The sequence below is a fragment of the Vreelandella arctica genome, from assembly GCF_037070215.1.
GTDB lineage: Bacteria > Pseudomonadota > Gammaproteobacteria > Pseudomonadales > Halomonadaceae > Vreelandella > Vreelandella arctica.
On record NZ_JBANSN010000003.1, the window covers coordinates 224,858 to 250,779 of the forward strand.

Sequence of the window (25,922 nt, forward strand, 5' to 3'; positions counted from 1 at the left end):
TTAGCTGCGGCTAAACCACGCCTTCATTACATCGGTAATCTGGGAGATTTCCGCTTCAGAAGTAATGTAGGCGGGCATGGTATAGAGCCAGCGACCAATGGGACGCAGCCATACGCAGCGCTCGCGGGCGAAGTCACCTACGCCCTTTAACGCTTCAGCGGAGTGCGCTTCGATCACTGCGGTGGCGCCGAGCACGCGAACGTCAGCCACGGCCGGATGTGCATTCAGTGCCTGATCTTCGAGTAGTTCACGCTGCAGTTGCTGACTGAGCTTGGCAATCTTGTCCAGGTAATTCTCTTCCTCGAAGACGCGCAGACTCTCCAACGCCATGCGGCAGGCCAGCGGGTTGCCCATAAAGGTAGGCCCGTGCATAAAAGCGTGCTGGGGAGTGTCGCCGATAAAGGCGTCATGGACACGATCCGTGGCGAGCGTAGCGGCGTGACCCAAATAGCCGCCGGTCAAGCCTTTGGAGAGCACCATGATATCCGGCGTGATGCCCGCGTGGTCGGCGGCAAACAGTTTGCCGGTGCGGCCAAAGCCGGTGGCGACTTCATCAAAAATTAGCAGCACCCCAAACTCATCGCACAGTTCCCTGGCGCCAGTGACATAGTCCGGCGAGGTCATGTTGAGCCCGCCTGCTGCTTGTAAAAGCGGTTCCATCAATAGGGCGGCGATTTCATCATGGTGGCGCTCAAATACGCGACGCAGGGCGCTAAGGTCGTGCTCGACCTGTTCAGCGGTGGCATCAAAAGGGGCCGTGGGCGCCGGGGCGAAATGGTGTTGTGGCAGTAGGCTGGCGAACAGGCTATGCATGCCTTCCTCCGGGTCGCATACCGCCATGCAGCCGGTAGTGTCGCCGTGGTATGCCTTCATCAACGAGAGCATCTTTTGCTTGCCGGGGTTGCCGGTGAGTACCTGGTACTGGAGGGCCATTTTCATCGCCACTTCCATGCCCACCGAGCCGCTATCCGAATAGAACACATGATTCAGCCCGGCGGGGGTAATGCGCACCAGCTCATGCGCTAATTGATCGGCGGGGTCGTGGGTTAAGCCGCCGAGCATCACATGGCAAAGCTCACCTGCCTGTTCGCGGATGGCCGCCACCAAACGGGGGTGGCCGTAGCCGTGAATCATGCACCACCATGAGCAGGTGGCATCCAATAAGCGTTCTCCGCTTTCGAGCACAAAGTGGGCACCGTCACCGCCAACCACCTTGGGCGCGGGCGTCTGGGTTTTTAAGTGGGCATAAGGATGCCAAACCGGCGTGTTCATAACGGCTCCAGGGAGAGGTAGGGGGCGGCAGTTGCGGCGTCGGGGTCATCTAGATGAGGAACAATGCCTAAACAGGGGGCCGCGAGTTTGGCGTTTAGATGGGCGATATTGGCCTCAAAGCGGGCCGTGTCAGCTGCAAAAACGGGGTCAACTACGCTGCCTGCCCATCCTGCTACTACCAAGCCGTCGGCGCGAATGGCTTCTGCTGTTAAGCGGGCATGATTCAAGCAGCCCAGCTTTAGGCCAACCACCAGAATCACCGGCAGCTCAAGCGCCATTGCCAGGTCGGCAAAATCTTCCTGCTCGTTTAACGGTACGCGCCACCCACCGGCGCCTTCAATCAGGGTGAAGTCTCTGGATGTTTGGCTAAGAGTTTCGCGCAACAAGCTAACGATGGCGCTCACCTCAAGCGGCTGGCCCGCCTCTAACGCGGCAAGATGAGGAGCAATGGCCGGGGCAAAGGCGATGGGGTTCACCGTGGCGTAGTGGACCGGCGGCACGCTTTGATGCTGAAGGGCGAGGGCATCACTATTCCGCAAGCCTTCAGGCGTGGCTTGGCTGCCCGAGGCGATAGGTTTTAAGCCTAGCGTGCTCAACTGCTGTTGGTGGGCGGCATATAGTAACCCGCTGGTCACCAGGGTTTTACCCGCATCGGTATCGGTGCCAGTCACAAACCAAACGTTCATAGCGATTTTTCCAATTGCAGCGTTAAGCAGTGGTAGCTCACGGGTAGGCCGTCCGGCTGGCGGAGTTGTTCAAAGCGCGCTTGTGCGGCGGCGATGTCATTTCGGCTAAGGCTGGCTTGTGGCCGGGAAATCTGCGCGCCCACGCCTTTGATAGACGCCATCACCGCCTTCAAGTCAGGGTAATAGAAGCGTTCAACGGTGATCGTCTGCCGAGTGATGGTTAAGCCACTTTCGCCGATGGCTCTCTCGACGCTGGCGCGATCAGGTGTTTGCAGCAACGCTTCGGGACGCTGCCAGGCAAAGGCGATCTCCTCCAGGGTGCCGGGCAGCAGCGTGGTGATATGCGCCTGCCCACCGGGCGTGAGAACCCGGTAAAGCTCAGCCATCACCGCGCCAATGTCAGGGCACCACTGCACCGCCAAGTTGGAAAACACCAGATCAAATGAATGCTCGTCATATGGCAGTGCTGCAGCATCGCCGGGTTGCCAGTGGATGCTTTCACCGTGGCGTTGGCGGGCCTGTTCCAGCATGCCAGGGGCTAAATCTAACCCGGTGATCTGAGCGCGTGGGTAACGTTCAGCCAACCGCTGTGTCCAGACACCGGTACCGCACCCCATATCCAGCACGTTATAAGCGTGTGGAGGTAACGTCCCCCAAAGCATCTCACCTATATGGCGTTGTGCAGTGGCTAGCGTATCGTAGCGGGGAGCAGCTCGTGAGAAAGCGTGGGCGACCCGTGCCTGCCAGTTTGCCTCAGTCTTCAGCGTTAGATCGTTCATAAAGCCGCCGTGCTGACGTTAGTTATCTGATTAGCATGACGGACAATCTCGGCGGCGAGCACCTGGGGCTGCGAGAGCATCGGGCAGTGGCCGACATTGCTTAAGGGTTTGCTGATGCGGCGCTGGGCGGGGCTGATAAATGGATCATGGTCGCCAATAAGACGTACCACCGGGCAAGGGGGCGCCGCTAGACATGGGCGATTATCAATCGATGCCAGCCAGTGCAGTCCGGTAGCCAGGGTGGTGCTGTCGGCGGGGGGCGTATCACCCAGCAAGTCATGCAGCTGCCGGTGAGCCTGCCGGGGGCCGGGCTCCCCTTGGGTCTGCCAGCGCAAGAAATGTTGCCACGTCGCGGTGGGGGCACGTTGAAAGGCGCGCTGAAAGGCACTCAGCTCGGCACTAGTGACGCCCCCTTTGGCACTGACCTCGTCTTTGACACAGAATGCATCCCCCGCACCGAGCAGGATCAGGCCCCGTGGTGGGGGGAGATATGCCAGTAGCGCCGTAGCCAGTAGCCCACCCAATGACCAGCCGACCCAAACCGCATCGCTGGCTAACGACTCGGCCATAGCCTCGGCCAGCTCTTCCAGCGTCGCGTTGGCCTCAAGTGAGGGCGTATCGCCGTAGCCGGGCCACTCTACTGTCTGGGCAGCTAGACAGGTGGGCCAGTGCGCCTCGAGCGGCTGCCAAATCCGCTGGTCGATTCCCCAGCCGGAGAGCAGGATTAAGCGCAGGGGCTGCATAACGCCTCTTGGTGCTGGCAGTGGTGGAGCGCGGCTAACAGTTGATCAATATCGTCGTGCTGGTGGCGCGCACTTAAAGTCACACGCAGACGGGACTCACCCTTGGGCACCGTTGGCGGTCTAATCGCCCCCACCTGTATGCCCTTTTGCTGGAGCTGTAACGCCCAGCTTAGGGTGCGCGCTTCGTCCCCCAGGATCAGCGGCTGAATGGGGGTGGTCGAATCGCTGAGAGGTAGTCCCAAGTGCAGCGCCTCATGGCGAAAGTAAGCGATATTAGTGTTTAGCTGGGCGCGGAGTCCCTGTTCACTCTGAACGATCTCCAGCGCTTTTAACGTCGCGGCGGCGATGGCCGGAGGCTGGGCGGTGGTGTAGATATAGCTGCGTGAAAACTGAATCAGGTGATCGATTAACTCGGCATTGCCAGCAACAAATGCCCCTGCGGTACCTAACGCTTTGCCTAACGTGCCGACAAGAATCGGCACGTCCGTACTACTCCAGGCGCTGCCCACGCAGCCGCTGCCATTGTCGCCTAGCACGCCTACCCCGTGGGCATCATCGATCATCAGCCAGGCGCTGTGCTGCCGACTGACTTCGACCAGCGTGGCAATGTCGGCGATATCGCCATCCATACTGAAAACGCCATCGCTGACCACGAGCTTATGCGCGCACTCACTGCGCGCCAGCAGGCTTTCCAGATCAATAGCATCGCGGTGATGAAAGCGACGCGAGCGGGCACCGCTTAACGCGGCGCCATCGATTAGCGATGCGTGGTTGAGGCGATCCTGGAAAATAGCGGTATGGCGATCAGCCAGCGCTTGCAGCACGCCGAGATTGGCCATATAGCCGGTAGAAAACAGCAGCGCACGTTCGCGGCCTGTCCAGCGCGCTAACGCTTCTTCCAAGGCGTCGTGAATCTCCAGATGACCGCTGACCAAATGCGAAGCGCCTGCACCTGCACCGTAACGGTGAGCGCCCGCCGCCTGGGCCTCGCTAACGCGCGGGTCTTGAGCGAGGCCTAAGTAGTCATTACCCGCAAAGTCGAGGGTATTGCTTTTGGCTACCTGACGAATTCGCCAACGCTCCGTCTGTTGACGATGAGCGCGGGCGTCGGCCAGGCGCTGTTGCCACGCTTCAGACACTGGCATCTACCGCCAGCTCGGCAACGCGTTCGGCGTGCACCTGCTGCTGTGCCTGTTGGGCAAGGCGTGCCGCTTGGATATCTTCGCTTTCGCAGGTCTCGCGCTTCTCAGGGTGCAGGCCCAGCTTGGCAAACAGCGCGCGGTCACGATCCACCTGGGGGTTGCCGGTGGTCAGCAGTTTGTCGCCGTAGAAGATCGAGTTGGCGCCTGCCAAAAACGCCAGCGCCTGGGTCGATTCGTTCATCTGCTCACGGCCAGCGGAGAGCCGCACATGGCTTTGCGGCATCATGATGCGGGCGACCGCAATGGCGCGGATGAACTCGATCGGGTCTAAATCCTCGACGTTTTCCAGCGGCGTGCCGGGCACTTTCACCAGCATATTGATAGGTACGGACTCCGGATGTGGCGACAGCTTAGCCAGTTGTTGCAGCAGGGCGCTACGATCCTTGGCATCCTCACCCATACCCAGAATGCCGCCGGAGCACACTTTCATGCCTGCATCGCGCACGTTGGAGAGGGTTTCCAGCCGGTCGCTGTAGGTGCGGGTGGTTATGATTTCGCCGTAGAACTCCGGCGAGGTATCCAGGTTGTGGTTGTAGTAATCGAGTCCTGCCGTGGCCAGTCGGCTGGCCTGTTCGCCGTCGACCATCCCCAGCGTCATGCAGGTCTCCAGGCCCACGGCTTTTACCTGACGAACCATCTCTTCGACCAGCAGTAGATCCTTATCGCGAGGGCTGCGCCAGGCGGCGCCCATGCAAAAGCGACTGGCGCCTGCCTCTTTCGCGGCCTTGGCTTGTTCGACCACCTTTTCAATCTCCAGCAGCTTCTCTTTCTCCAGCTGGGTGTTGTAGTGGCCGGACTGGGGGCAGTACTTGCAGTCTTCCGGGCAGGCGCCGGTCTTGATCGATAGCAGGGTAGAGACCTGCACCGCGTTAGCATCGAAGTGGGCACGGTGAACCTGCTGGGCTTGAAACAGCAGATCATTGAACGGCAGCGCGAAAAGCGCGTTGATCTCTTCTAGCGTCCAGTCGTGGCGTTGTTCATGAAGGAACTGTTCGTGATGCACGGTCATCTGTAAACCTTATTATCTGTATTAGTTGACGAGACTTTAGCGGCGTTGCGCTTTGGGTGTCAACGTTGAGATATTTTTAGGTTTACGGTGGTGTTGGAAATATTCGTCAAAGGACGCCGTGCTCATTTATACTCTGCGCCCTTTTTCACTCTTAGTTTCCCCCACTCTTTGGAGCGCGGATGTCTGCTTTTAAAAGCTCTGCTGATGAGAGTGCTTTGAACGATCACTCTATTGATCATGACACCGTAAATCATTACTCAGCTGCTGAGCATCCGCGCCCGCCCAGGCGTGAATTCAAAGCGCGCGGCAGTTTTGTCACGCGCTGTGAAGGGTGCAATTTACCGGTGCTTAATTGTTTGTGCCCCTATCAAGTGAAGGCGGAAAGCGTCGCTCAGGTGTGGCTGTTAACGCATTCGATCGAGCACTACAAACCGACAAATACCGGTCGCTTGATTGGTGATGTGCTTAACGAGACGCGAATCTTTACCTGGTACCGTACGGCGCCGGATGCGCAGCTGGCAGCGCTGTTGAAAGACCCTCGCTATGTCCCCTTTGTGATTTTCCCCGATGACCAGCCCGACTACGCGGATCGGGTGGTGGGTATCGAAGCGGTGCATGCGGCGAAAGCGCAGGCGCGCATCCCGGTATTTATTATTCTGGATGGCACCTGGCGTCAGGCGCGGCGCATGTTCCGTAAAAGCGCCTATCTGGATGCATTGCCTGTGCTGCCATTGAGAACCGAGCGGGAGACGCGTTATCGGCTGCGCAAACCGGCGTCAAAATCGCACCTCTGTACTGCGGAAGTGGCTATCGAGCTGCTGCGACAGGGCGGGGATACGGTCGCTGCGGATGTGCTGGATGATTACTTTGAGGTGTTTAACGATAGCTACGCGGCGAGCCGTCTGCATCACAGAATCGCCTCACCGACCGCGGCGATGCGGCGCCTATTAGCTCAGCAAGAAGCAGCGCCCATAGAAATATGAGCGCTGCTAGGGTCGTTTTACGCGCTGCCACTGCCAAACAGGGCACCGGCGATTCTGAACCCAGCTACCCAGGTACCCACCGCGGAGCCTAGCGTGGCGAGAATAAACACCAGCAGGGTGCGCGATACGCGGTTTTGCCACCAGCCTTTTAATTGCGTCACATCGTGGCGCAGCGATGAAAAATCGCGCACTTTGGGTTTGCGCATATACAGCTCAACCCCGGCGGCCACAAAGCCCGCGCCGATGGTGGGGTTCAGCGAGGTGAGCGGGGCGGCAAAGAAGGTGGCAATCACGGTAACGGGGTGTGCCAGGGCGATAATCGTCGCTCCGCCAGAGAGAATGCCGTTAATCAAGAACCACTCAAGCACCAGCTGCCAGCCCAGGCCGGTATTGCGCGAGAAGCCAATCGCAAAGCCGGTGAGCACTAACGCGGTAATCAGCCAGGGCAGCGCCTTCCAAATTTTGGACGGTGGCGGGGTGGCCTCCAATGATTCGCGCTCTACTTTTGGGTCGGCGGGCAGCGGTGCTTCCAAGTGTTCGCCGGTGCCTTTTAAGTGGCCTGCACCGATCACCACCAGCACGTGCTGGTAGCGCCCCGGCGGCGCTTCTTCGGCTAACCGTAGCGCCATGTAGCGGTCACGCTCGCGAATCAGCGGCGTATACAGCGCTTCGGATTCGGCGGCAAACTCGCTGAAGGTGGCTTCCAGCATATCGCCTTCTTTGAGTTTTTCGATATCCTCTTTGGAAACGTCCTGACGCGAAAGCACGCTGCCGATAAGCCCTGAAAAGAGCGAAAAGCGCTGCCACCAGGGCACGTTGCGGTAGATGCGCTTTAGCGTTACGCCTACATCGCGGTCGACCAGCAGCAGTGGCAGCTTGAGACGACTGGCTTCTTCAACGGCGGCGCGCATCTCAGCCCCTGGCTGAATGCCGGATTGATCGGCAATACGCTGTTGAAAGGCGCCAAGCGCTAAGCTCGCCGCGACCATGCCCGCTTTGCCTTCCCGGAACACTTGAAACAGGTCCTGTTCGCCCATGGCATCCGGATTCGACATGCTGTGGTGACGGGCATCGCAAAGCTCGATGGCCACCGCATCAAAGGCGCCGCTATCTATCAGTTGGCGCACATCGTCGGCACTTTCCGCCGACACATGAGCCGTACCCAACAGCGTGTAGCGGGTTTCACCGATAGTGAAGGTTTTTAACGGCCCGCTAGTGGCCGGGAGTGAAGTCAGGGTTGCCGTCAGTGGCCCGCTCTCTTCCTGAGAAGCTTCTTGGTGAGACGTATCATCTTGGTTCATTTACAGCTCTCAAATCGATCAATAAGGGGTCAGGCGTGAAGTGCTTAACGCCGCCAGAAGGCGGGTGTGAATAGCACGAGCACCGTAAAAATTTCCAGCCGCCCGAGCAGCATGGCGAGTACCAGAATCCATTTTGCTAGCGTGGGCATCTCACCATAGTGGGTGCTTGCTTCCCCCAGCGCTGGGCCTAGGTTGTTGAGTGCTGACCCCACCGTGGACCAAGCCGTTACCTGATCAACCCCAGTCGCCATCACCCCAACCAACATTATAAAGAACAGCAACATGTAAACTGAAAAGAACCCCCATACCGCTTGGGCAATGCTGTCGGGCACGCTGACTTTGCCCACTTTGACCGCAATCACCGCATTGGGGTGGATCAGCCGCATAATCTCGCGCATGCCCTGTTTAAGGATCAAGATAATCCGAATGACCTTCATGCCGCCACCGGTAGAACCGGAGCAGCCACCGACGAACGCCGCGACAAACAGCAGAAAGGGTAGGGCGCCAGGCCACATGGAGAAGTCGGCGACACTATAACCCGCCGTGGTGGCGACCGAGACGACTTGGAAAACCCCATGGCGCAGCCCGCGCAGTGTGTCATAGGTATTGGTTAACCACAGCGACAATACGGTGATCACAGACAAGGCGAGCAGAAACAGCATCAAAAAACGTGCTTCGGGGTCATGAAAATAGTGCATCAGGCTCTTTTCACGCCAAGCGATGAAATGCAGGCTAAAACTGAACGCAGAAATAAGCATGAAGGCGATGCAGATCATTTCAATCGTGGCGCTATCAAAATAGCCGATACTGGCGTCATAGGTAGAAAACCCGCCGTTGGCGACGGTCGAAAAGCTATGACTTAACGCATCGAACCAGCTCATGCCCGCTAACATATAGGCGATCATGCAGGCGAGGGTGAGCGTGGCGTAGATATACCACAGTGCCTTGGCGGTTTCGGTAATACGTGGGGTGAGCTTGGAGTCTTTCAGCGGCCCCGGTATTTCGGTGCGATAAAGGGCCATGCCACCAACCCCTAGAGTGGGCAAAATGGCGACGGCCAATACGACGATCCCCATGCCGCCCAGCCACTGGAGCTGCTGGCGGTAGTAGAGAATCGATTCGGGTAAAAAGTCGATGCCGGTAATCACGGTAGCGCCGGTAGTGGTTAAACCGGAGAACGATTCAAATACCGCATCGGTAATATTCAGTGAGCCTTCGCCAAACAGCATTAGCGGCAGCGAGCCAAATAGCGCCAGCACCGTCCAGAACATTGCGGCGATAATAAAACCATCGCGGATACGCAGCTCTTTTTGCGCGCGGCGGTTAGGCAGGTAAAGCAGCAATCCGGTCACCACCGAAATTGCAATGCCGCTAATAAAGGCACTCCATACGCCGTCGCGAAACCAGAGTGAAATCAGCGTTGGAGGAAGCATGGTCAGGCTGAATAGCATCAGCAACAGCCCTAAAATGCGCAAAATAACCCGCAGACTCATGGTTGTCGCATGCTCCTGTTATTGGCTGCCAGCGGCAGTGGTTCGGGGGTTATCAAAAGAACGTGAGACCGACTTGGAATAAGCGCTCTACGTCTCGGATGCGGCGCTTGTCGATCACAAACAGAATCACGTGGTCGCCGCTCTCAACCATCACATCGCCGTGGGCAATGATGACCTCTTTACCGCGCACAATCGCGCCGATGGTGGTGCCCTCGGGCAGACCGATCTCGCGGATAGTACGGCCGACCACTTTAGAGGACTGCTTGTCACCGTGGGCAATCGCTTCGATGGCCTCGGCGGCACCCCGTCGCAGCGAGTGCACGTTGACGATGTCGCCGCGACGCACGTGGGTCAGCAGGCTGCCGATGGTCGCCTGTTGGGGCGAAATGGCGATATCAATCTCGCCCCCCTGCACCAGGTCTACGTAAGCGGCGTTGTTAATCAGTGTCAGCACCTTCTTGGCGCCTAAACGCTTGGCGAGCAACGACGACATGATATTGACTTCGTCGTCGTTGGTCAGCGCGCAGAAGATATCGCACTCTTCGATGTTCTCTTCTTCCAGCAGGCGCTTGCTGGTGGCGCTGCCATGGAGCACCACGGTGCGATCCAACCGCTCAGAGAGCGTGGTGCAGCGTTCCAAGTTGTGCTCGATGATCTTGACCTGGTGGCTATGCTCCAAATGCTCCGCCAGCCGCTCGCCGATATTACCGCCCCCGGCAATGACGACGCGGCGGAAATCACGCTCGACCCGGCGTAGCTCGCTCATCACCGCGCGAATATCGCGGCGAGCGGCCAGGAAGAAAACCTCATCGTCGGCTTCGATGACTGTATCGCCGCGGGGGATAATCGGTCGGCTACGGCGATAGATGGCGGCCACGCGGGTATCCACGTTGGGCATATGGCGGCGTAGAAAGGCTAAATCCTGACCCACCAGCGGGCCGCCGTAGAATGCCTTTACCGCCACCAGCTGCACCAGACCACCGGCAAACTCCAATACCTGTAACGCACCGGGGTGTTCAATCAGGCGGCGCACGTGGTCGGTGACCACCTGCTCGGGGCTGATGAGGACATCAATGGGAATCGCTTCGTGGGCAAAAAGGCCTTTACGGGTTAAATACGCCGTAGCACGCACCCGGGCGATCTTGGTCGGAGTGCGAAACAGCGTATGGGCGACCTGGCAGGCGATCATATTGATCTCGTCGCTGTTGGTGACGGCGATCAGCATATCGGCGTCTTCGCAGCCTGCCTGACGCAGCACAATAGGGTAAGAGCCCGCGCCGGTCACGGTGCGGATATCGAGTTTGGTGTGTAGGTCGCGCAGTTTTTTGGCGTCGGTATCAACGACAGTGATGTCGTTCTCCTCGCGAGCGAGGTGTTCTGCCAGGGTGCCGCCGACTTGGCCGGCGCCGAGAATGATGATTTTCATTGCTGAGCATCGGTTCCATTAAAAGCGCCAGCGCGATGTCGCTAAGACCAGGAGGCAGTCTTAAGACCCAGTCCTGACGTTCAAGACGTAAACTTTCATTCAGGAGCGTTTATCATGCGCTGCAATAAAGACGGCGGCCAGTGTAAACCAGCCGCCGCTGAAAAGCAGGTGAGGATTATTCTAGCGTAAAGCCGACTTTGACCGTGACCTGCCAGTGAGCCACTTGGCCATCTTCAATGTGGCCACGGGTGTCGACCACTTCTAGCCAACGCATGTGCTTAATCGTTTCTGATGCTTTGGCCAATGCATTCTGTACCGCTTCTTCAATACCTTTCTCGGAAGATCCGGTCAGTTCTACATGCTTGTAGGTGTGATGACTCATAATGTCTCCTTCCTTGTCTGAAATTCACTGCCCTGGCATCAGTTAGCGCCTAGGCAGACCGCTTCTCTAGTCTGGCATAAAAAAAGCCATCGTGACTGCTCTGCGCCGGAAACAATTGGCGCCCCGCTCCGCTGGGAATGCCCCAGGCAACGTCGTTAGGTGTAGTAACATGAGCGTCAGGCGTGCGGGCAAGAAACGCTTCGATCTGCTCACTGTTCTCTTCCGGCAGTACCGAGCAGGTGGCGTAGAGTAGGGTGCCGCCTTCGCGCAGCATTGGCCACAAATTATCCAACAACTGGCGCTGAAGCTTGGCCAGTGGGCGAATATCGTCTTTACGGCGCAGCTTTTTGATATCCGGGTGGCGTCGAATGACCCCAGTACCCGAGCAAGGGGCATCGAGCAGAATGGCATCAAACGGTGTGCCGTTCCACCAGTCGCGCTCGGTGGCATCGGCATGCTGAAGAACGGCCTCTACGCCTAGTCGGTTAAGAGTGTCTTCCACCCGTGCCAGGCGCTGATTATCGCTATCGATCGCGGTTAGGTTGATGTCGAATTGTTCGAGCAAATGGGCTGTTTTGCCGCCGGGCGCGCAACAAGCATCCAAAACGTGCGCGCCTGGCCGTGGCGCGAGCACCGGGCCTAACAACACCGCCGAGAGCTGAGCGGCCTCGTCCTGAACGCTGACATGCCCCTCTTCAAAGCCAGGCAGCGACATCACATCGCAGGGTGTTTCCAGCGTGATGGCGTCTGGTGCGTGAGGGCACAGGTGGCCACTTAGCCCTTGCTCGGTGAGCAGCGACAGGTAGGCTTCACGATCATTGTGGTGCTGGTTCACCCTTAATGTCATCGGGCCAGCGTGGTTGTTGGCTTCAATAATCACCCGCCACTGCTCCGGCCACGCCTGACGCAAGGCATTGAGTAGCCACGGCGGGTGCTCTAGCGCGACGCTCTCATCCCGATCTACCTGGGCCTGGAGCGCCTCGGATTCGCGCTGCAGGCGACGCAGGCAGCCGTTGAGCACGCGGGTGGCCCACTCTTTGTTCAGTAAGCGCGCAGCGCCCGCGGTTTCGCCTACCGCTGCGTGTGCAGGGATGCGCATGTAGAGCAGTTGATAGATGCCTATCAGCAGCAGCGCCTGAACATCGCTGTCGCGCTTCTTAAACGGTTGCTTAAGCAGCACGCCCGCTAACGCTTCAAGACGCGGTAAGCGACGGCAGGTGCCAAAACAGAGCTCTTTGAGCAGCCCGCGGTCGCGAGCGACCACGCTGTGCTCGTCCAACCCCGCCAGTGAGCCTTGGTCGCTGAGTACCGGTGCCAGCGCGCGGGCTGCAGCAGCGCGTACTTCCTGGCCGCTGCCGCCGCTTTGAGGGGAGCGTTTTTGGCTCATGGTGTTTCTCCTTCGCTGGCCTGAGCCGCAGAACTTTCAAAATGAGCACCAAGACGAGTGCCGGTAGCAAGGCGTGCGTGGCGCGCATTAAGTAGCTCTCGCACGGCCATGGCTTTACCGCCGGGCAGTTGCGCGCTGGTGATACACAATACTTCGCGTCCTTCGGTGCCGCAGGCAATGCGTAAATGATCGTCACCATGCTCAAGCAGCGTGCCTGGGACGCTTGGTGGCTGCACGCCTTCCTCTACGTTCGCCATTAGCAGGCGCAAACGATCATCCCCTAGTGCGCACCAAGCCACCGGCCAGGGGTTGAAAGCGCGAATTTTGCAGGCGAGTTGCTGCGCGGGCTGAGTGAAATCGAGTTCGGCTTCCGCTTTGCTGAGTTTGGCAGCGTAGGTCACGCCTTCATCCGGCTGAGGCGTGGCGTGAGCGGTGCCGGTGGCCAGGGCATCCAGCGTGTTGATCAACGCATTGGCGCCTTGAATCGCGAGGCGGTCGTGCAAATCGCCGCCGGTGGTGCGTGGCGTAATTGGTGTGCGTACTTCTGAAAGCATTGCGCCGGTATCCAGGCCAGCGTCCATCTGCATGATGGTCACGCCCGATACACTATCGCCCGCTTCGATTGCCCGCTGGATGGGGGCAGCGCCGCGCCAGCGGGGTAGTAGCGAGGCGTGCACGTTCACGCAGCCTAAGCGCGGTATATCCAACACGGCCTGGGGAAGCAGCAGCCCGTAGGCGACAACGACCATGATGTCCGCATTAAGCGCGGCCAGCTCGGCCTGAGCCGCGGGCTCTTTTAGCGTCTGGGGCTGATAAACGGGCAGACCGTGCTCCAGCGCCAGCTGTTTGACTGGACTGGGCGTGAGTTTGCGCCCGCGCCCAGCGGGGCGGTCGGGCTGGGTATACACCGCGACCACCTCATGCTGGCTTTCCAGCAGCGTTGCAAGACTAGAGGCGGCGAATTCAGGCGTGCCGGCAAAAACAACGCGCAATCGTGACATAAGTTGAGGGCTACCTGGCGTATCTGGAATGTAAGTAGGAAAAGAGATCGGTAGAAAAGGGCTTAGGCGTCCTGGATCTGCTTATGGCGTTTCTGCATCTTCTTGAGGATGCGGTCACGCTTGAGCGGCGACAGGTAGTCAACAAAGAGCACGCCTTCGAGGTGGTCGTACTCATGCTGAATACAGTGCGCCAGCAGGCCTTCCGCCTCTAACTCGTAGGCATCGCCATTGCGATCAAGCGCGTTGAGCTGCACTTTCAGAAAGCGCGGCACTTCAGCGTAGTAGTCAGGAATCGACAGGCAGCCTTCTGACAAAGGCTCTTTTTCATCGCCAATCGGGGTATAGCGCGGGTTGATGAGCACCAGCGGCTGGGAGTTATCGTCGCTGACATCCATGACGACAACACGCCGATGAACATCAATCTGCGTCGCGGCGAGACCGATACCACGGGCGTCATACATGGTCTCCAGCATATCGTCGACGAGTTTACGCACTTCATCATCGACGGTTTCCACCGCAGCAGCCTTGGTGCGCAGGCGCTCATCGGGGAATTCAAGAATAGGGAGTTTGGCCATGGCGTTACAATCACCGTTATGCTGAGTCTAAATTAAGTCAAGCTAGGTGGTGACGAGCGTCTTCTCACCTAGGTACTTTATGATGGGTCACTATATCATGCTGTCAACGTTTCTGGGCATGGGTGGCCAAGGCGAGGGGCGTGTTATCAATAATAGAACATTCATAATGACACACTCACAGGGGAGGGTAGGATGGCGGCGAAACGACACGCCTATGGCGGGGCTTTAAGTGGTTTGCTGCTGAGTGCAGTGATGCTGGTAAGTTTCGATGCTGCCGCGTGGGAGCGCCTGCGTAGCGATGCGCCTGAACGCTATCAGGTGGTTTCAGGTGACACGCTTTGGGATATCGCCGGGCGTTTTCTGCACACCCCCTGGCAGTGGCCCCAGTTGTGGCAGCACAACCCCCAGATCGCTAACCCGCACTTGATCTACCCAGGTGATGTACTAGTGCTTAATGATTGCCAGGGTTCCCCCTGTTTAGCGCTTGAACGTGGCCAAAATGTGGTGAAGCTTTCTCCGCAGGTGCGTACCTTGCCTCACCGGGAGGCGATTGCGCCGATTCCCATGGAGGTGGCGCGGGCTTTTTTACGCGAACATCGCGTCGTGGATGATGCTGCTGAGTTGCAGGAGCTGGCTTATGTGGTCGCCGGTAATGATCGCCGCTTGATCAGCGGTGCCGGTGATCGTATCTATGTGCGAGGGGAGGTGCCGCGCCATGGTGAGGTGGGTATCTACCGGCAATCGGAACCCTATCAGGCGATGGATGGCACACCGCTTGGACTGGAGCTGATCAATGTAGGCGTCGCCCGACATATCAGCAGTGAGGGCGATATTGTCCAGCTTGAAGTCATTAGCTCCCATCAGGAAGTGCGCGTTAACGATATTGTCTTGCCACTGGAAGAGCGCGAGCTAAGCAGTGAGTTTATGCCCCGCGCACCGTTAAACCCGGTTGAAGGGCATATTATTGCCGTACCCGGTGGCGTGCGTTTTATTGGCCGCTACCAAATTGTCGCGTTGGATCTGGGCACCCTGGATGGCTTGCAGGCGGGCCATGTGCTGCGGGTTAATCAGCAAGGGGAGTTAATCAATGACCCCCGGACCCAGGAGCTGGTGCGACTACCCAGCACCGAGGCAGGCATTGTGATGGTGTTTAAACCCTATGATCACGTTAGCTACGCATTAGTGATGCAGGCGTCCCGCGTATTGGAAGTAGGTGATCAAGTAGCGTCACCGGCTAACTAGCGGGCGGCAAACGTGTTGATTAAGGAGGTGGTATGGACGCTCAGGCATGGCTGGCGGTCAATGCATTACCCGGTATGGGCGCGCTGCGTATTGCACAATTAGTAGCCCGCCAGCCGCAGTGGCCAGAAGGGTGGTTGGCAGCATTACCTAGTCGTGCGGCCAGCGAGCTGCGTCTGTGGTTAGAACACCCGGCCCGTAGCCCACTGCAAAAGGTCGTTGATGAGACCCTGGCGTGGCAGCAAAACGGCCCAAACCGGCATCTGCTGCATCGTGACCACCCCGCTTGGCCTGCACTACTAAATGAGTTGCCCGACCCACCCGTAGTGCTCTGGGCTCAGGGGGATCTTGGCGCGCTGGAAGGCCCCAAACTGGCCATGGTCGGCACCCGCCGCCCGACCGGGGAAGGTACCCACAATGCTCAAACGTTTGCCCGTGACCTGGCCCGCCGCGGCTGGTGCGTGGTGAGTGGCATGGCGCTAGGGGTAGACGGCGTTGCCCAGCGTGCGACCTTAGCCGCCGGTGGAAGCACGGTGGCGGTACTCGGCTGCGGTGTGGATGTGATCTATCCCGCCTCCCATCGTGACCTTCATGAACAGCTCAGTCGTCTGCCCGGTGGGCTGTTGTTGTCAGAGCACCCGCCTGGAACCGTGGCCCGCCCAGCGTTTTTTCCGCGCCGCAATAGAATTGTTACCGGTCTCTCGCTCGGAACACTGGTGGTCGAAGCTACCGAAAAAAGCGGTTCGTTGGTCAGCGCGCGGCTCACCTTAGAGCAAAATCGCGAGCTGTTCGTGCTGCCCGGTTCGCTGCACAACGTGCAGGCCCGCGGCTGTTTGGCACTACTGCGTCAAGGGGCGGCTCATCTGGCCTGCAGTGTCGACGATATCATCGCCGATCTTGGCCACTGGGCGGAGGCGTTTATCCAGCCTTCGGCCGAAGACAAGCCATCGGAGCAAGCACCTCTTCCCGATAGCTTGTCCAATGAAAGCTTGCCTGCCGAAAGCTTGTCAGACGATAGCTTACCCGATTCATTGTTAACGTCATTATCGGCCACCCCAACGCCGATTGATCTCTTGGTGCACACCACCGGCGTGACGGTCAGCGACTGCCAGCAACGCCTGCTGATGCTTGAATTAGACGGTTGGGTAAGCCAGCAGGCGGGAGGCTGGGTGCGGTTGCCGAGGCCATGATAGGATAAGCCCATTAAAGGCATGTTAGCCGTGAGGAGAGACCATGAGTTTGGCGACTGATCTAGCCCCAGCGATTAGCGCGCTGCGTGCCGGGGGAGTGATAGCTTGCCCCACCGAAGCGGTTTGGGGGCTTAGCTGTGATCCCGAAAACGACGAAGCCTTGGCTCACTTGATGCGCATGAAAGAGCGTGACCCGGCTAAAGGGGTCATTCTCGTTGCCGCCAGTATCGAGCAGTTCCAACCCTGGTTGAGTCAACTTCCTCTAGCGCTGCATGCACCTCTCGCGGCAAGCTGGCCAGGCCCCAACACATGGTTAGTCCCTGATAATGGCCGCAGCCATGGGCTGGTGCGTGGCGCCCACGAACGTGTGGCGCTGCGTGTCACAGACCACCCGCTGATGAAAGCCCTGTGCGAAGCCTTCGGTGGCCCATTGGTATCGACGTCGGCTAATCGTGCCGGGGAGCCGCCCGCCATGAGTGCCGCTGACATCGCTTCAATCTTTGGCCATGAAGTGGCTTACCTTGTAGAAGGCGAGTTGGGCGGCAATGCCAAGCCCAGCACGATTAGGGATTTAGCCACTGGCAAAATCATGCGTCCCTAAGCAGTACTTCATTTCGATTTACGCACCACTACTTACCCTTTATCCCTCAGGAGTTACCGTGGCACACGAGCACCTTGATGACGTTAAACGCTACCTTCTTGATCTGCAGGAAAGGCTCTGCGCTGGATTAGCCGAAGCCGATGGGGCTGCCCAGTTCCAAGAAGATAGTTGGGAGCGTGAAGAGGGGGGCGGTGGCCGTTCGCGGGTGATGACTAATGGCGGCGTATTTGAAAAGGGCGGCGTCAACTTTTCCCATGTGTATGGCACTCAGCTGCCGCCATCGGCTACCGCCGCGCGCCCTGAACTTACCGGGCGTAGCTTCCACGCGGTGGGCGTTTCCTGGGTGCTGCACCCTGAAAATCCCCATGTTCCCACCAGCCATGGCAACGTGCGCTTCTTTATTGCTGAGAAAGTCGGCGAGCCACCGGTATGGTGGTTTGGCGGCGGTTTCGACTTAACACCGTTTTATCCTGTGATGGAAGATGTCGTCCACTGGCACCGGGTAGCAAAAGCCGCCTGTGACCCCTTTGGCGATGACGTTTACGCCCGCTACAAATCCTGGTGCGACGAGTACTTTTATCTCAAACATCGCGACGAAACCCGCGGCGTGGGCGGGCTGTTTTTCGATGACTTAAATGAAGGCGAGTTTGCCGACTGTTTTGCCATGCAGCGGGCGGTGGGCGACAGCTTCCTAGAGGCTTATTTGCCCATCGTGGAGCGCCGCAAGAACGATGCCTGGACCCAACACGAGCGCGAGTTCCAGCTTTACCGCCGAGGCCGCTACGTGGAGTTCAACCTGGTGTGGGATCGCGGTACGCTGTTTGGCCTACAGAGTGGCGGGCGCACGGAGTCCATTTTAATGTCGATGCCCCCCTTGGCGCGCTGGGAGTACGCCTTTGAGCCACAGCCCGGTAGCGCCGAAGCGCGTTTGAGTGACTTTTTACATGCTCGCGACTGGCTCGGTGAATCCGCTGCGGATGCAGGTGAAAGAAAAAGCGGAGAGCTCTCATGACCGATCGTTACTGCGTATTTGGCAACCCCATCAAGCACTCCAAGTCACCGCTGATCCACGCTGAGTTTGCCCATCAAACCCAACAAGCGCTTGAGTACACCGCTGAAGAAGCACCGTTGGATGGCTTTGCAGGCGCGTGGCGCGCCTTTATCGATGCGGGCGGTCGCGGCGCTAATGTCACCGTGCCGTTCAAAGAGGATGCTTTCGCGCTGTGCGATACGTTGAGCCACCGCGCACGGCGGGCGGGCGCGGTCAATACGTTGATTCTTGGCGGCAATGGCCGCACCTACGGCGATACCACCGACGGCATTGGCCTAGTGCGTGACTTGACCTTTCACCGCGTTGCATTAGCCGGAAAACGTATCCTGGTGGTAGGCGCCGGTGGCGCCGTGCGTGGCATTCTGGAACCCTTGCTTGCCGAGCAGCCCAGCGAAGTCGTCGTGGTTAATCGCACTGCCGCCAAGGCCGCGCAACTGGCCAGCGATTTTGTTGATCTGGGAACCGTTCATGGCGGTGGTTTTGACACCGTCAGTGGTGTCTTTGACGTGGTAATTAACGGCACCAGCGCCAGCCTGACGGGGGAGCTACCACCGTTACCTGATACCTTGTTTGCCCCACACGCCTGGGCCTACGACATGATGTATGGGGCCGAACCGACGGTATTTTTACAATGGGCAGGCCCGCGTGGTGCGAAGCTGCTTGACGGCCTAGGTATGCTGGTAGAGCAAGCCGCCGAGTCGTTTTTTCTCTGGCGTAACGTAAGGCCGGATACCGTCCCTGTGCGGGAAATACTGCGCCAATCGCTTAATTATTAATCATTGAGTCTGGTAATCATTGCGCCTGGTTAGTGCAGCGAAAAAAAAGCGGGGCGGATAATTTATCCGCCCCGCTTTTTTGATGCTAAAAACGCTTCATTTAGCGCGTTTTATATACAACCCCACCATGCACATCACCAGGCCTACTACCGAGAGCACCATTCCACCGTTGACGAGCAGTGGAGAGCGCTGCAGCCAGGAGACGAACGGCTGCGGTGTGTCAACGCAGACACTCTCGATATAGTTCCAGTGACCGCCGTCTAGCTGGCACGCACGTACATCGTTCAACTCCCAGAAAAAGACGCCCATCAGCACAAACAGCGGCAACACCAGCAGCAGTAACCCTAGTCTAATCATTGAAACCTCAAGAGCCGAATGTCAAACCTCAACGCAAACCGTTAAGGGCGTGGGCAGTTCGGCGTGCGACCATTGTTGCGGGCTTGCTCATAGAGGGCCATCGCTTGATCCATGTTGCCTTGCAGGCCTTCAATGCGTTGACCTTGGCCAGGGTGGGTCGACATCCACTCGGGCGGAGAACCGCCGCCGGTGGCTGCCTGCATATTTTCCCACAGAGTGACGCTCTCACTTGGGTTGAAGCCGGCTTGCGCCATTAGGTCCAGACCAATCACATCGGCCTCGCTTTCATGCGCCCGCGAGAACGGCAGCACGATGCCATACTGTGCGCCCATACCAAGTACGCCCATCAACTGCTGGCCACCGGCGGACTGCATGCTAGAAGTGCTGGAAATCACTGACAGGCCCAATGAGGTAGCGCTCTCGGTAGAGGCGCGTTCATTCGCGTGGTTCGCCAGCACGTGGCCAATCTCATGGCCGATGACGGAAGCCAGCTGGTCTTGTGTGGTCGCGATATCCAGCATGCCAGTGTTGACGCCCATATAGCCGCCGGGTAAGGCGAAGGCATTGGGCTGTTCCGATTCAAATGCGCGAATCTGCCAATCTAGCTGCTGCTGCTCGGCGGGCAATTCCGCGACGATGGCATCGGCAATGCACTGTACATAGCGCTGGCTAGCCTGGTTGGCAGTAGGAAGCTCCTGCTGATATTGAGAAAATGCCTGCCGTCCCATCTCATTAAGCTCACCATCAGAAAGCAGCAATAGCTGCGAACGTCCGGTGGGAGACGTGGTACAAGCGGCGATAGAAGCGCATAGAGCGGTAACGGCGATAGGGCGAAGCCAACGCATGAGACGGTTTCCTTATAGACGAGTGGGTTTCTTGCTCACAAGATAACCGCTGATAACAGTAAATCAATCCCTCCCATCATAACCTACCTGGAGGGTGAGGTTGGAGGCTGAACTGAGCAACCCTCAGCGCTGAGGGACTAGCTGCCCATCGGCACCCACGTTTAGGCGAATCGTGGGCGTCAACAAACCTGCAGGGAGCCGCATACCTAAACCGCGCAGATCGCCTGGCGTGATAGCCAGTTGGCTACCGGGCGGTAGCTCGCCTTGAGACGCCAGCTGACTGGCAAGCTCAAGCATCGGCGCCATTTTTTGGGTGTCGGTTCCCAGCACATCAAAGGCAACTGGCAGGCGTAAATTGGCATCGTCGCCGGAGGTAAGCGTGACATCCTGCTCATAGTTACCCTGCACAGGGTCAACGCCCGGCATATCCAGCGACCAGCGAAAGCCTGACATTTCCACCGGCGGCATGCCAGCAGGTAAGCCAAGGCCCATGGCAATGGTGGCTTGTATGGGCAGGCTGCCCGCGCCCAGGCTGGAAGCAATCAGGCTGGTTAAGTCACTCGTATCTAGCCCGGCATTAATGCTGTAAGGGCCGATGCGCACATCTTCAATGCCCAGCGACGTCACCGCCAAACGAAAGGCAAACAGGCCTGTTTGCGGCAGGGCGAGACAGCCCGTTAACAGGCTGGTTAAGCCCAATAGAATTAGCCAACGGCGAGCAGCATAAAGCATAACGTTCTCCCCCTACGCAGCGCATAAGCAGCATACAAGTAGGGCAGCAAGAGTGGTGATGGGGGTGGGTGATATGGAGTGGGCATGAATGACAGCCCAGTAAAATCGCGGCTATTTGAGGGCCGAAAGCGGGCGCTGTCAAGCGAAACTATTATCGTGAGTGTTACTTGGAAAAGGGGTTAACCAAAACGCCCGCTTGACGGTGCAAACGGGCGAATTTAAATAACCAAGATAGCGAATTAACGACGGCTCTTGCGGGCTTCTTTAGTGCGGTTCAGCTCGCGCTTTTTGGCTTTCTCTTTGTCGCTGGCGCCCGCCATGGTGTCAAACGGGTTGCTGCCCGAGCGAAACTCAAAGCGAATAGGCGTGCCGCGTACCTTCAATACCTTGCGGAACGTATTGGTGAGATAACGACGGTACGCTTCAGGCAATGACTCTGTTTGGTTACCGTGGACGACGATAATCGGCGGGTTGCTGCCACCCTGGTGAGCCATGCGCAGCTTGATCCGCCGGCCTTGTACCATCGGCGGCGGATTCTGGCTGACGGCATCCTGCAGCAGGGTCGTTAAACGGTTGGTCGACCAGTGAGCGTTAGCGGCATCAAAGGCGCGGTCAATCGACGGGTAAAGATCACCCACTGCCGTACCGTGAAGGGCAGAGATAAAGTGGAGCTCGGCGTAATCGGCAAAGCCCAGGCGGCGCTTCACTTCGGCGCGCATCTTGTCCTTGGCTTCGCTCTCCAGGCCGTCCCACTTGTTAACCGCCAGCACCAGTGCGCGCCCGGTGGTTAATACGTAGTCGAGCAGGTGCAAATCCTGCTCCACCAGACCGCTGGAACCATCCAGCACCATGATCACTACATGCGACTCTTTAATCGCATCCAGCGTCTTGATGATGGAGAACTTCTCAGCGATTTCGCTCACGTTCTTACGCCGCCGGATACCTGCGGTGTCAATCAGTACATAAGGCTTGCCGCGGCGCTCGAAGGGGATTTCGATGGCATCACGGGTGGTGCCCGCTTCATCAAAGACCACAACACGGTCTTCGCCGAGCAGGCGATTGACCAGGGTCGATTTACCCACATTGGGGCGGCCAATGACGCCGATTCGAACGCCTTTGCTGCCGGTGTCGGCAGGGATGCTGGCATCGCGCTCGGGAAACGGTTCAAGTACCACGTCCATCAGCGTAGAAACATTGCGGCCGTGGGCAGCGGCAATCGGCCAGGGGTCGCCTAATCCCAGCGACCAGAAGTCGCCCATCGCCGAGTGCTCTTCCAGCCCGTCGGTTTTATTCACCACCAGCCAAGTTTTTTTCTGATTAACCCGCAGGTGATTAGCAATCGCCTGGTCAGCGGCGATAAGGCCGGCGCGAGCGTCGACCATAAACAGCACAATGTCGGCTTCATCAATGGCAGCAAGCGACTGCTCGGCCATCGCAGCGTCAATACCTTCTTCGTCACCGCTGATACCGCCGGTGTCGATCACCGTATAGACCTTATCGCCCAGCATGCCATTGCCGTACTTGCGGTCGCGGGTGAGGCCGGGAAAGTCGGCCACCAGTGCATCACGCGAGCGCGTTAGGCGGTTAAACAACGTCGATTTGCCCACATTGGGGCGACCGACTAAAGCAATGACGGGTGTCATGGAGTTACTTCCAGGGTTTCCAGGCGACCATTGTTGGCCTGGACATGAATGGTGCTGCCTTCAGTGACCGGGCGAACGGTAATGCCCGAGCTGTGCACGCGAGTGCGTCCTACAATATTGCCTTCACGAGCGTCAATCAGGTGAAGATAACCGTCAAAATCGCCCACGACCAAGCGGCCATCGGCAAAGGCGGGCGCGGTCAACCAGCGGTCTTGCAGGTCGTCATTACGCCAGATTTCACGGCCACTGTTAGCATCTAACGCGACTACTTGGCTGTTATCGGTAACCACAAACAGTAAATCGCCGACCAGGATGGGCGTATGGCGGCTAGACAGGTTTGCTTCCCAGAGTAGATCGCCTTGGGTGGCTTCAAGCGCCACAACGCGGCCATTGTAGCTGGTCACGAACAGGCGGCCATCGGGGCTGATGATCGGCTGGCCGGAAAGATCAACCAGACGCTCAACTTCGCTACGCCCCTGCGGCGTGGCAATCTGCATATCCCATAGTGGTTGGCCACTGCGGTTATCCAGCGTGGCGAGACGGCCATTGGCCAGGCCAACAAAACTAACCGGGTCAATCACCATCGGCGTGCCGGTGCCGCGCAGGGTGAGTGAAGGTTGCGAACTGGTGTATACCCAGCGCTCTTGGCCGCTGGCGCGATCCAAGGCTGTCACGCGGCCATCGACACTTTGCACGACTAGCAGTTGCTGATTGGCCTGAGGCGCGGCAAGCACTTCACTAGAGACCCGTGAACGCCAGCTTTCGCTGCCATCATTTTGGTCCAGCGCAATGACCTCGCCGTTACCGGTCGCCAGATAAACCTGACCGGCAATCGCCGTTAACGCGCTGGAGATGGTGGTATCGAGATCGATTTCCCACTCAACATCGCCGCTGTTGGCATTCATGGCCATCACCACCCCTTCGACGTCGGCGGCAAACACAGTATCGCCTTCACGGGCAGGTGCAATGGGGTAGCGAGCGTGGCCTAAGCCATCGCCTACGGTACGCTTCCATTGGGTGTTTAGCGAGGAGGTCTCGTCGAAGCTACGCAGCTCTTTGGGCGTAAAAGCGGGTTCGCCTTTGCTGGCGCAACCAGCCAACAGTGCCAGCGTCAGTGCACCCACGCTTACTCGGGCCAGCTGTTTGGAAATACCCCGATTAATTACAGTGCTTATAGTCATTGTGTCGCCTCCTCAGCGCCGAGATCGTCAAGCTTGAACTGCACGCCGTAAAGCGGCTGGTCTTGGGTTTGTGACACTTCCATCGCGGTCTCCCAGGCATCACGGGCCGCGTCAGTGTCGCCTTGAGCAGCAAAGGCATCGCCCCGCACGTTCGCCCGTTGGGCCGCCAGGGCGTCGCTGATCGGCTCGTCCAGCAACGCATGCGCCTGAGTGGGATTGCCGTCGGCAAGCTCAACCCGCGCTAAGCGCAGCCACGCCAGGCTCTGCACGTAGCGCCGCGATGATTCGGCAGCGCTTTCCAGCGCGGTACGCGCACCTTCCAGGTCGCCTTGCTGCACCGCCAGGCGAGCATCAAGCAGCAGGGCGAGTTCGGCATAGAGCGTGTCGCCATGCTCGTCAGTCAGTTCGACAACCATTTCGCGCGCGCTTGCCAGTTGGTCGTCTTCAAGCTCGTTACCAGCGGTCATGTTGACCAACTGCTGGTAGCGCATGGAGGCGGCTTCTGACTGACCCTGCTGATAGTTCTGCCAAGCATTCCAGCCGAATACCCCCGCCGCCGCCAGGACAGCGCCTGCAATCAACGACATGCCGTTCTCTTTCCACCAGCGCTTTACCGCGTCTAGCTGCTCTTCTTCGCTTCTCAGCTCCACCACGGGCGGGCTCCTATATCTCAATTTTCGTAGGCACAAACAGTAGGCACAAACAGTCGTATGTAGCAGGCACGGCGCCTGCAGGGTTTAAGCGCGAGGCGTGGGCTTAATCGCCAGGGGCTAATAGCTCACGCAGCGTGGACCCTAGTTGGGCTAACGGCACACGCTGCTGTTCGCGGTCATCGCGTAAAAACTTGAGTGTCGCCGACTGCTGTGCAATCTCATCTTCGCCGAGCAGGATCGCCATGGAGGCGGTACTCTTATCGGCTTTTTTGATCCGGCTTTTAAAGCTGCCGCCCCCGCAGTGAAGTTGCAGTTGCAGTTCAGGCAGTTCACCGCGCAAATTCTCCGCCAGCGTGATCGCCGCCATGGTGGCGTTATCATCCATCGGGAGCACATACACATCGCAGCCGCCGAGCGCATCATGAGGAATCAGTTCCAGGGTGTCGAGCAGCAGAATCAACCGCTCAATGCCCATGGCAAAGCCCACCGCCGGGGTAGGCTTGCCACCCAGCTGCTCGACCAAGCCGTCGTAACGGCCGCCTGCGCAAACAGTGCCTTGGCTGCCCAGTGCGGTAGTGGTCCACTCGAATACGGTGCGGCAGTAGTAGTCGAGCCCACGCACTAGGCGGGGATTGATCACATAATCTATACCTGCCGCTTCAAGCATCTTGGTGAGCTGCTCGAAGTGTTCGCGGGATTCCACATCCAGGTGATCCATCAACTGCGGCGCGGCATCCAGCATCTCGGCCATGGCCGGATTTTTGGAGTCAAGAATGCGCAGCGGGTTGCTGGTTAGGCGGCGTTGGGAGTCTTCATCAAGCACATCATGATGCTGCTCAAAATAAGCCACCAGCGTGTCGCGATAGGCCGCACGCGCCTCAGATGAGCCCAGCGAATTAAGCTCAAGGGTAACGTGCTCCATTAGACCCAGCTCTTTCCAAAGCCGCGCTGAAAGCAGAATCACCTCAGCGTCGATATCCGGGCCATCAAAACCGAAAGCCTCGACACCAATTTGATGAAACTGGCGGTAGCGGCCCTTCTGCGGGCGCTCGTAACGGAACATGGGACCCTGATACCACAACCGCTGGGTTTGGTTGTACAGCAGGCCGTGTTCCATTGCCGCACGCACGCAGCTGGCGGTGCCTTCAGGGCGCAGCGTCAAACTTTCGTTGTTGCGATCGTCGAAGGTGTACATCTCTTTTTCGACAATATCGGTCACTTCGCCAATAGAGCGCGCAAACAGCGCGGTTTGCTCAACAATCGGCGTGCGAATTTCGTTGAAGCCGTAGCGCAGCATGAGCTGGCGTACTTTGGCTTCAAAAAATTGCCAGCGCGGGCTGTCGCTGGGCAATAAGTCGTTCATACCACGGATGGCTTGAATCTTTTTAACGGCGGACTTGCTCAATGAAAACTCC

General features: G+C 58.2%; 26 protein-coding genes. 6 read left to right on the forward strand and 20 right to left on the reverse strand.

Features of this window, described 5'->3' with window-relative positions; all coding sequences use genetic code 11:
* From bioA to bioB, 6 genes are read right to left on the reverse strand one after another with little or no spacing between them, the layout of a single operon-like run.
* Nucleotides 1-1,272 (reverse strand): adenosylmethionine--8-amino-7-oxononanoate transaminase, encoded by a 1,272-nt coding sequence (gene bioA / locus V8L70_RS04100; RefSeq protein ID WP_336268939.1) that lies wholly within the window; start codon nt 1,270-1,272, stop codon nt 1-3.
* Complete coding sequence (gene bioD, locus V8L70_RS04105; RefSeq protein WP_336268940.1) at nt 1,269-1,958, reverse strand: dethiobiotin synthase; 690 nt, start codon at nt 1,956-1,958, stop codon at nt 1,269-1,271. The genes bioA and bioD overlap by 4 nt, the downstream gene beginning before the upstream one ends.
* Nucleotides 1,955-2,737, reverse strand: a complete 783-nt coding sequence (locus tag V8L70_RS04110; protein WP_336268941.1) for a malonyl-ACP O-methyltransferase — start codon at nt 2,735-2,737, stop codon at nt 1,955-1,957. Before V8L70_RS04110 ends, bioD begins: the two co-directional genes overlap by 4 nt.
* The gene (locus tag V8L70_RS04115) at nt 2,734-3,480 is read right to left on the reverse strand and encodes an alpha/beta fold hydrolase (protein WP_336268942.1); all 747 of its coding nucleotides are present in this window, start codon (nt 3,478-3,480) and stop codon (nt 2,734-2,736) included. The genes V8L70_RS04110 and V8L70_RS04115 overlap by 4 nt, the downstream gene beginning before the upstream one ends.
* The gene (bioF, locus tag V8L70_RS04120; RefSeq protein WP_101147333.1) at nt 3,462-4,625 is read right to left on the reverse strand and encodes an 8-amino-7-oxononanoate synthase; all 1,164 of its coding nucleotides are present in this window, start codon (nt 4,623-4,625) and stop codon (nt 3,462-3,464) included. The genes V8L70_RS04115 and bioF overlap by 19 nt, the downstream gene beginning before the upstream one ends.
* The gene (gene bioB / locus V8L70_RS04125; RefSeq protein WP_101147332.1) at nt 4,612-5,691 is read right to left on the reverse strand and encodes a biotin synthase BioB; all 1,080 of its coding nucleotides are present in this window, start codon (nt 5,689-5,691) and stop codon (nt 4,612-4,614) included. The genes bioF and bioB overlap by 14 nt, the downstream gene beginning before the upstream one ends.
* 179 nt (nt 5,692-5,870) lie before the next feature.
* Here bioB and V8L70_RS04130 point away from each other — a divergent pair, with 179 nt between their 5' ends.
* A complete protein-coding gene (locus V8L70_RS04130; protein WP_336268943.1) occupies nt 5,871-6,674 on the forward strand; it encodes a tRNA-uridine aminocarboxypropyltransferase in 804 nt (267 codons plus the stop codon).
* A 17-nt stretch (nt 6,675-6,691) separates the two neighbouring features.
* Here the strand turns inward: V8L70_RS04130 and V8L70_RS04135 are convergent, their stop codons facing one another.
* The 7 genes from V8L70_RS04135 to def form a co-directional block, all read right to left on the reverse strand.
* A complete protein-coding gene (locus V8L70_RS04135) occupies nt 6,692-7,975 on the reverse strand; it encodes a TraB/GumN family protein (protein ID WP_336268944.1) in 1,284 nt (427 codons plus the stop codon).
* Nucleotides 7,976-8,019: 44 nt separating this feature from the next.
* Entirely contained in the window at nt 8,020-9,468 is a 1,449-nt protein-coding gene (locus V8L70_RS04140; RefSeq protein WP_008959785.1) for a TrkH family potassium uptake protein, read from the reverse strand.
* A gap of 52 nt (nt 9,469-9,520) precedes the next feature.
* A complete protein-coding gene (gene trkA, locus V8L70_RS04145) occupies nt 9,521-10,894 on the reverse strand; it encodes a Trk system potassium transporter TrkA (protein ID WP_008959784.1) in 1,374 nt (457 codons plus the stop codon).
* A gap of 175 nt (nt 10,895-11,069) precedes the next feature.
* Complete coding sequence (locus tag V8L70_RS04150; protein WP_008959783.1) at nt 11,070-11,276, reverse strand: dodecin; 207 nt, start codon at nt 11,274-11,276, stop codon at nt 11,070-11,072.
* Between the two features lie 49 nt (nt 11,277-11,325).
* A complete protein-coding gene (gene rsmB, locus V8L70_RS04155) occupies nt 11,326-12,663 on the reverse strand; it encodes a 16S rRNA (cytosine(967)-C(5))-methyltransferase RsmB (protein ID WP_336268945.1) in 1,338 nt (445 codons plus the stop codon).
* Nucleotides 12,660-13,664 (reverse strand): methionyl-tRNA formyltransferase, encoded by a 1,005-nt coding sequence (fmt, locus tag V8L70_RS04160; RefSeq protein WP_336268946.1) that lies wholly within the window; start codon nt 13,662-13,664, stop codon nt 12,660-12,662. Before fmt ends, rsmB begins: the two co-directional genes overlap by 4 nt.
* Before the next feature lie 62 nt (nt 13,665-13,726).
* Nucleotides 13,727-14,239 (reverse strand): peptide deformylase, encoded by a 513-nt coding sequence (gene def, locus V8L70_RS04165; protein WP_008959780.1) that lies wholly within the window; start codon nt 14,237-14,239, stop codon nt 13,727-13,729.
* Nucleotides 14,240-14,431: 192 nt separating this feature from the next.
* On the opposite strand from def, the gene V8L70_RS04170 reads away from it, so the two are divergent.
* The 5 genes from V8L70_RS04170 to aroE are packed head-to-tail and all read left to right on the forward strand — an operon-like array spanning nt 14,432 to nt 19,096.
* Nucleotides 14,432-15,481 (forward strand): LysM peptidoglycan-binding domain-containing protein, encoded by a 1,050-nt coding sequence (locus V8L70_RS04170; RefSeq protein WP_336268947.1) that lies wholly within the window; start codon nt 14,432-14,434, stop codon nt 15,479-15,481.
* A gap of 32 nt (nt 15,482-15,513) precedes the next feature.
* The gene (gene dprA, locus V8L70_RS04175) at nt 15,514-16,668 is read left to right on the forward strand and encodes a DNA-processing protein DprA (RefSeq protein WP_336268948.1); all 1,155 of its coding nucleotides are present in this window, start codon (nt 15,514-15,516) and stop codon (nt 16,666-16,668) included.
* A gap of 43 nt (nt 16,669-16,711) precedes the next feature.
* Nucleotides 16,712-17,269, forward strand: coding sequence for an L-threonylcarbamoyladenylate synthase type 1 TsaC (gene tsaC / locus V8L70_RS04180; RefSeq protein WP_336268949.1), 558 nt, complete (start codon nt 16,712-16,714; stop codon nt 17,267-17,269).
* 58 nt (nt 17,270-17,327) lie between these two features.
* A complete protein-coding gene (hemF, locus tag V8L70_RS04185; RefSeq protein WP_008959776.1) occupies nt 17,328-18,281 on the forward strand; it encodes an oxygen-dependent coproporphyrinogen oxidase in 954 nt (317 codons plus the stop codon).
* Nucleotides 18,278-19,096 carry a shikimate dehydrogenase gene (aroE, locus tag V8L70_RS04190; RefSeq protein WP_336268950.1) on the forward strand — a complete coding sequence of 273 codons (819 nt, stop codon included), beginning with the start codon at nt 18,278-18,280 and terminating at the stop codon, nt 19,094-19,096. The genes hemF and aroE overlap by 4 nt, the downstream gene beginning before the upstream one ends.
* 96 nt (nt 19,097-19,192) lie before the next feature.
* On the opposite strand, the gene V8L70_RS04195 is transcribed toward aroE, so the two are convergent.
* The 7 genes from V8L70_RS04195 to hisS form a co-directional block, all read right to left on the reverse strand.
* Complete coding sequence (locus tag V8L70_RS04195) at nt 19,193-19,453, reverse strand: hypothetical protein (protein ID WP_008959774.1); 261 nt, start codon at nt 19,451-19,453, stop codon at nt 19,193-19,195.
* Nucleotides 19,454-19,494: 41 nt separating this feature from the next.
* Nucleotides 19,495-20,298, reverse strand: a complete 804-nt coding sequence (locus V8L70_RS04200) for a M48 family metallopeptidase (RefSeq protein WP_008959773.1) — start codon at nt 20,296-20,298, stop codon at nt 19,495-19,497.
* Between the two features lie 123 nt (nt 20,299-20,421).
* Complete coding sequence (locus V8L70_RS04205) at nt 20,422-21,030, reverse strand: hypothetical protein (RefSeq protein ID WP_008959772.1); 609 nt, start codon at nt 21,028-21,030, stop codon at nt 20,422-20,424.
* Between the two features lie 239 nt (nt 21,031-21,269).
* On the reverse strand, nt 21,270-22,673 hold the full coding sequence (der, locus tag V8L70_RS04210; RefSeq protein ID WP_336268951.1) for a ribosome biogenesis GTPase Der: 1,404 nt from the start codon (nt 22,671-22,673) through the stop codon (nt 21,270-21,272).
* On the reverse strand, nt 22,670-23,854 hold the full coding sequence (gene bamB, locus V8L70_RS04215) for an outer membrane protein assembly factor BamB (RefSeq protein ID WP_336268952.1): 1,185 nt from the start codon (nt 23,852-23,854) through the stop codon (nt 22,670-22,672). The genes der and bamB overlap by 4 nt, the downstream gene beginning before the upstream one ends.
* A complete protein-coding gene (locus V8L70_RS04220; protein ID WP_008959769.1) occupies nt 23,851-24,507 on the reverse strand; it encodes a YfgM family protein in 657 nt (218 codons plus the stop codon). Before V8L70_RS04220 ends, bamB begins: the two co-directional genes overlap by 4 nt.
* A 103-nt stretch (nt 24,508-24,610) precedes the next feature.
* On the reverse strand, nt 24,611-25,912 hold the full coding sequence (hisS, locus tag V8L70_RS04225; protein ID WP_336268953.1) for a histidine--tRNA ligase: 1,302 nt from the start codon (nt 25,910-25,912) through the stop codon (nt 24,611-24,613).
* Nucleotides 25,913-25,922 lie beyond the last annotated feature (10 nt).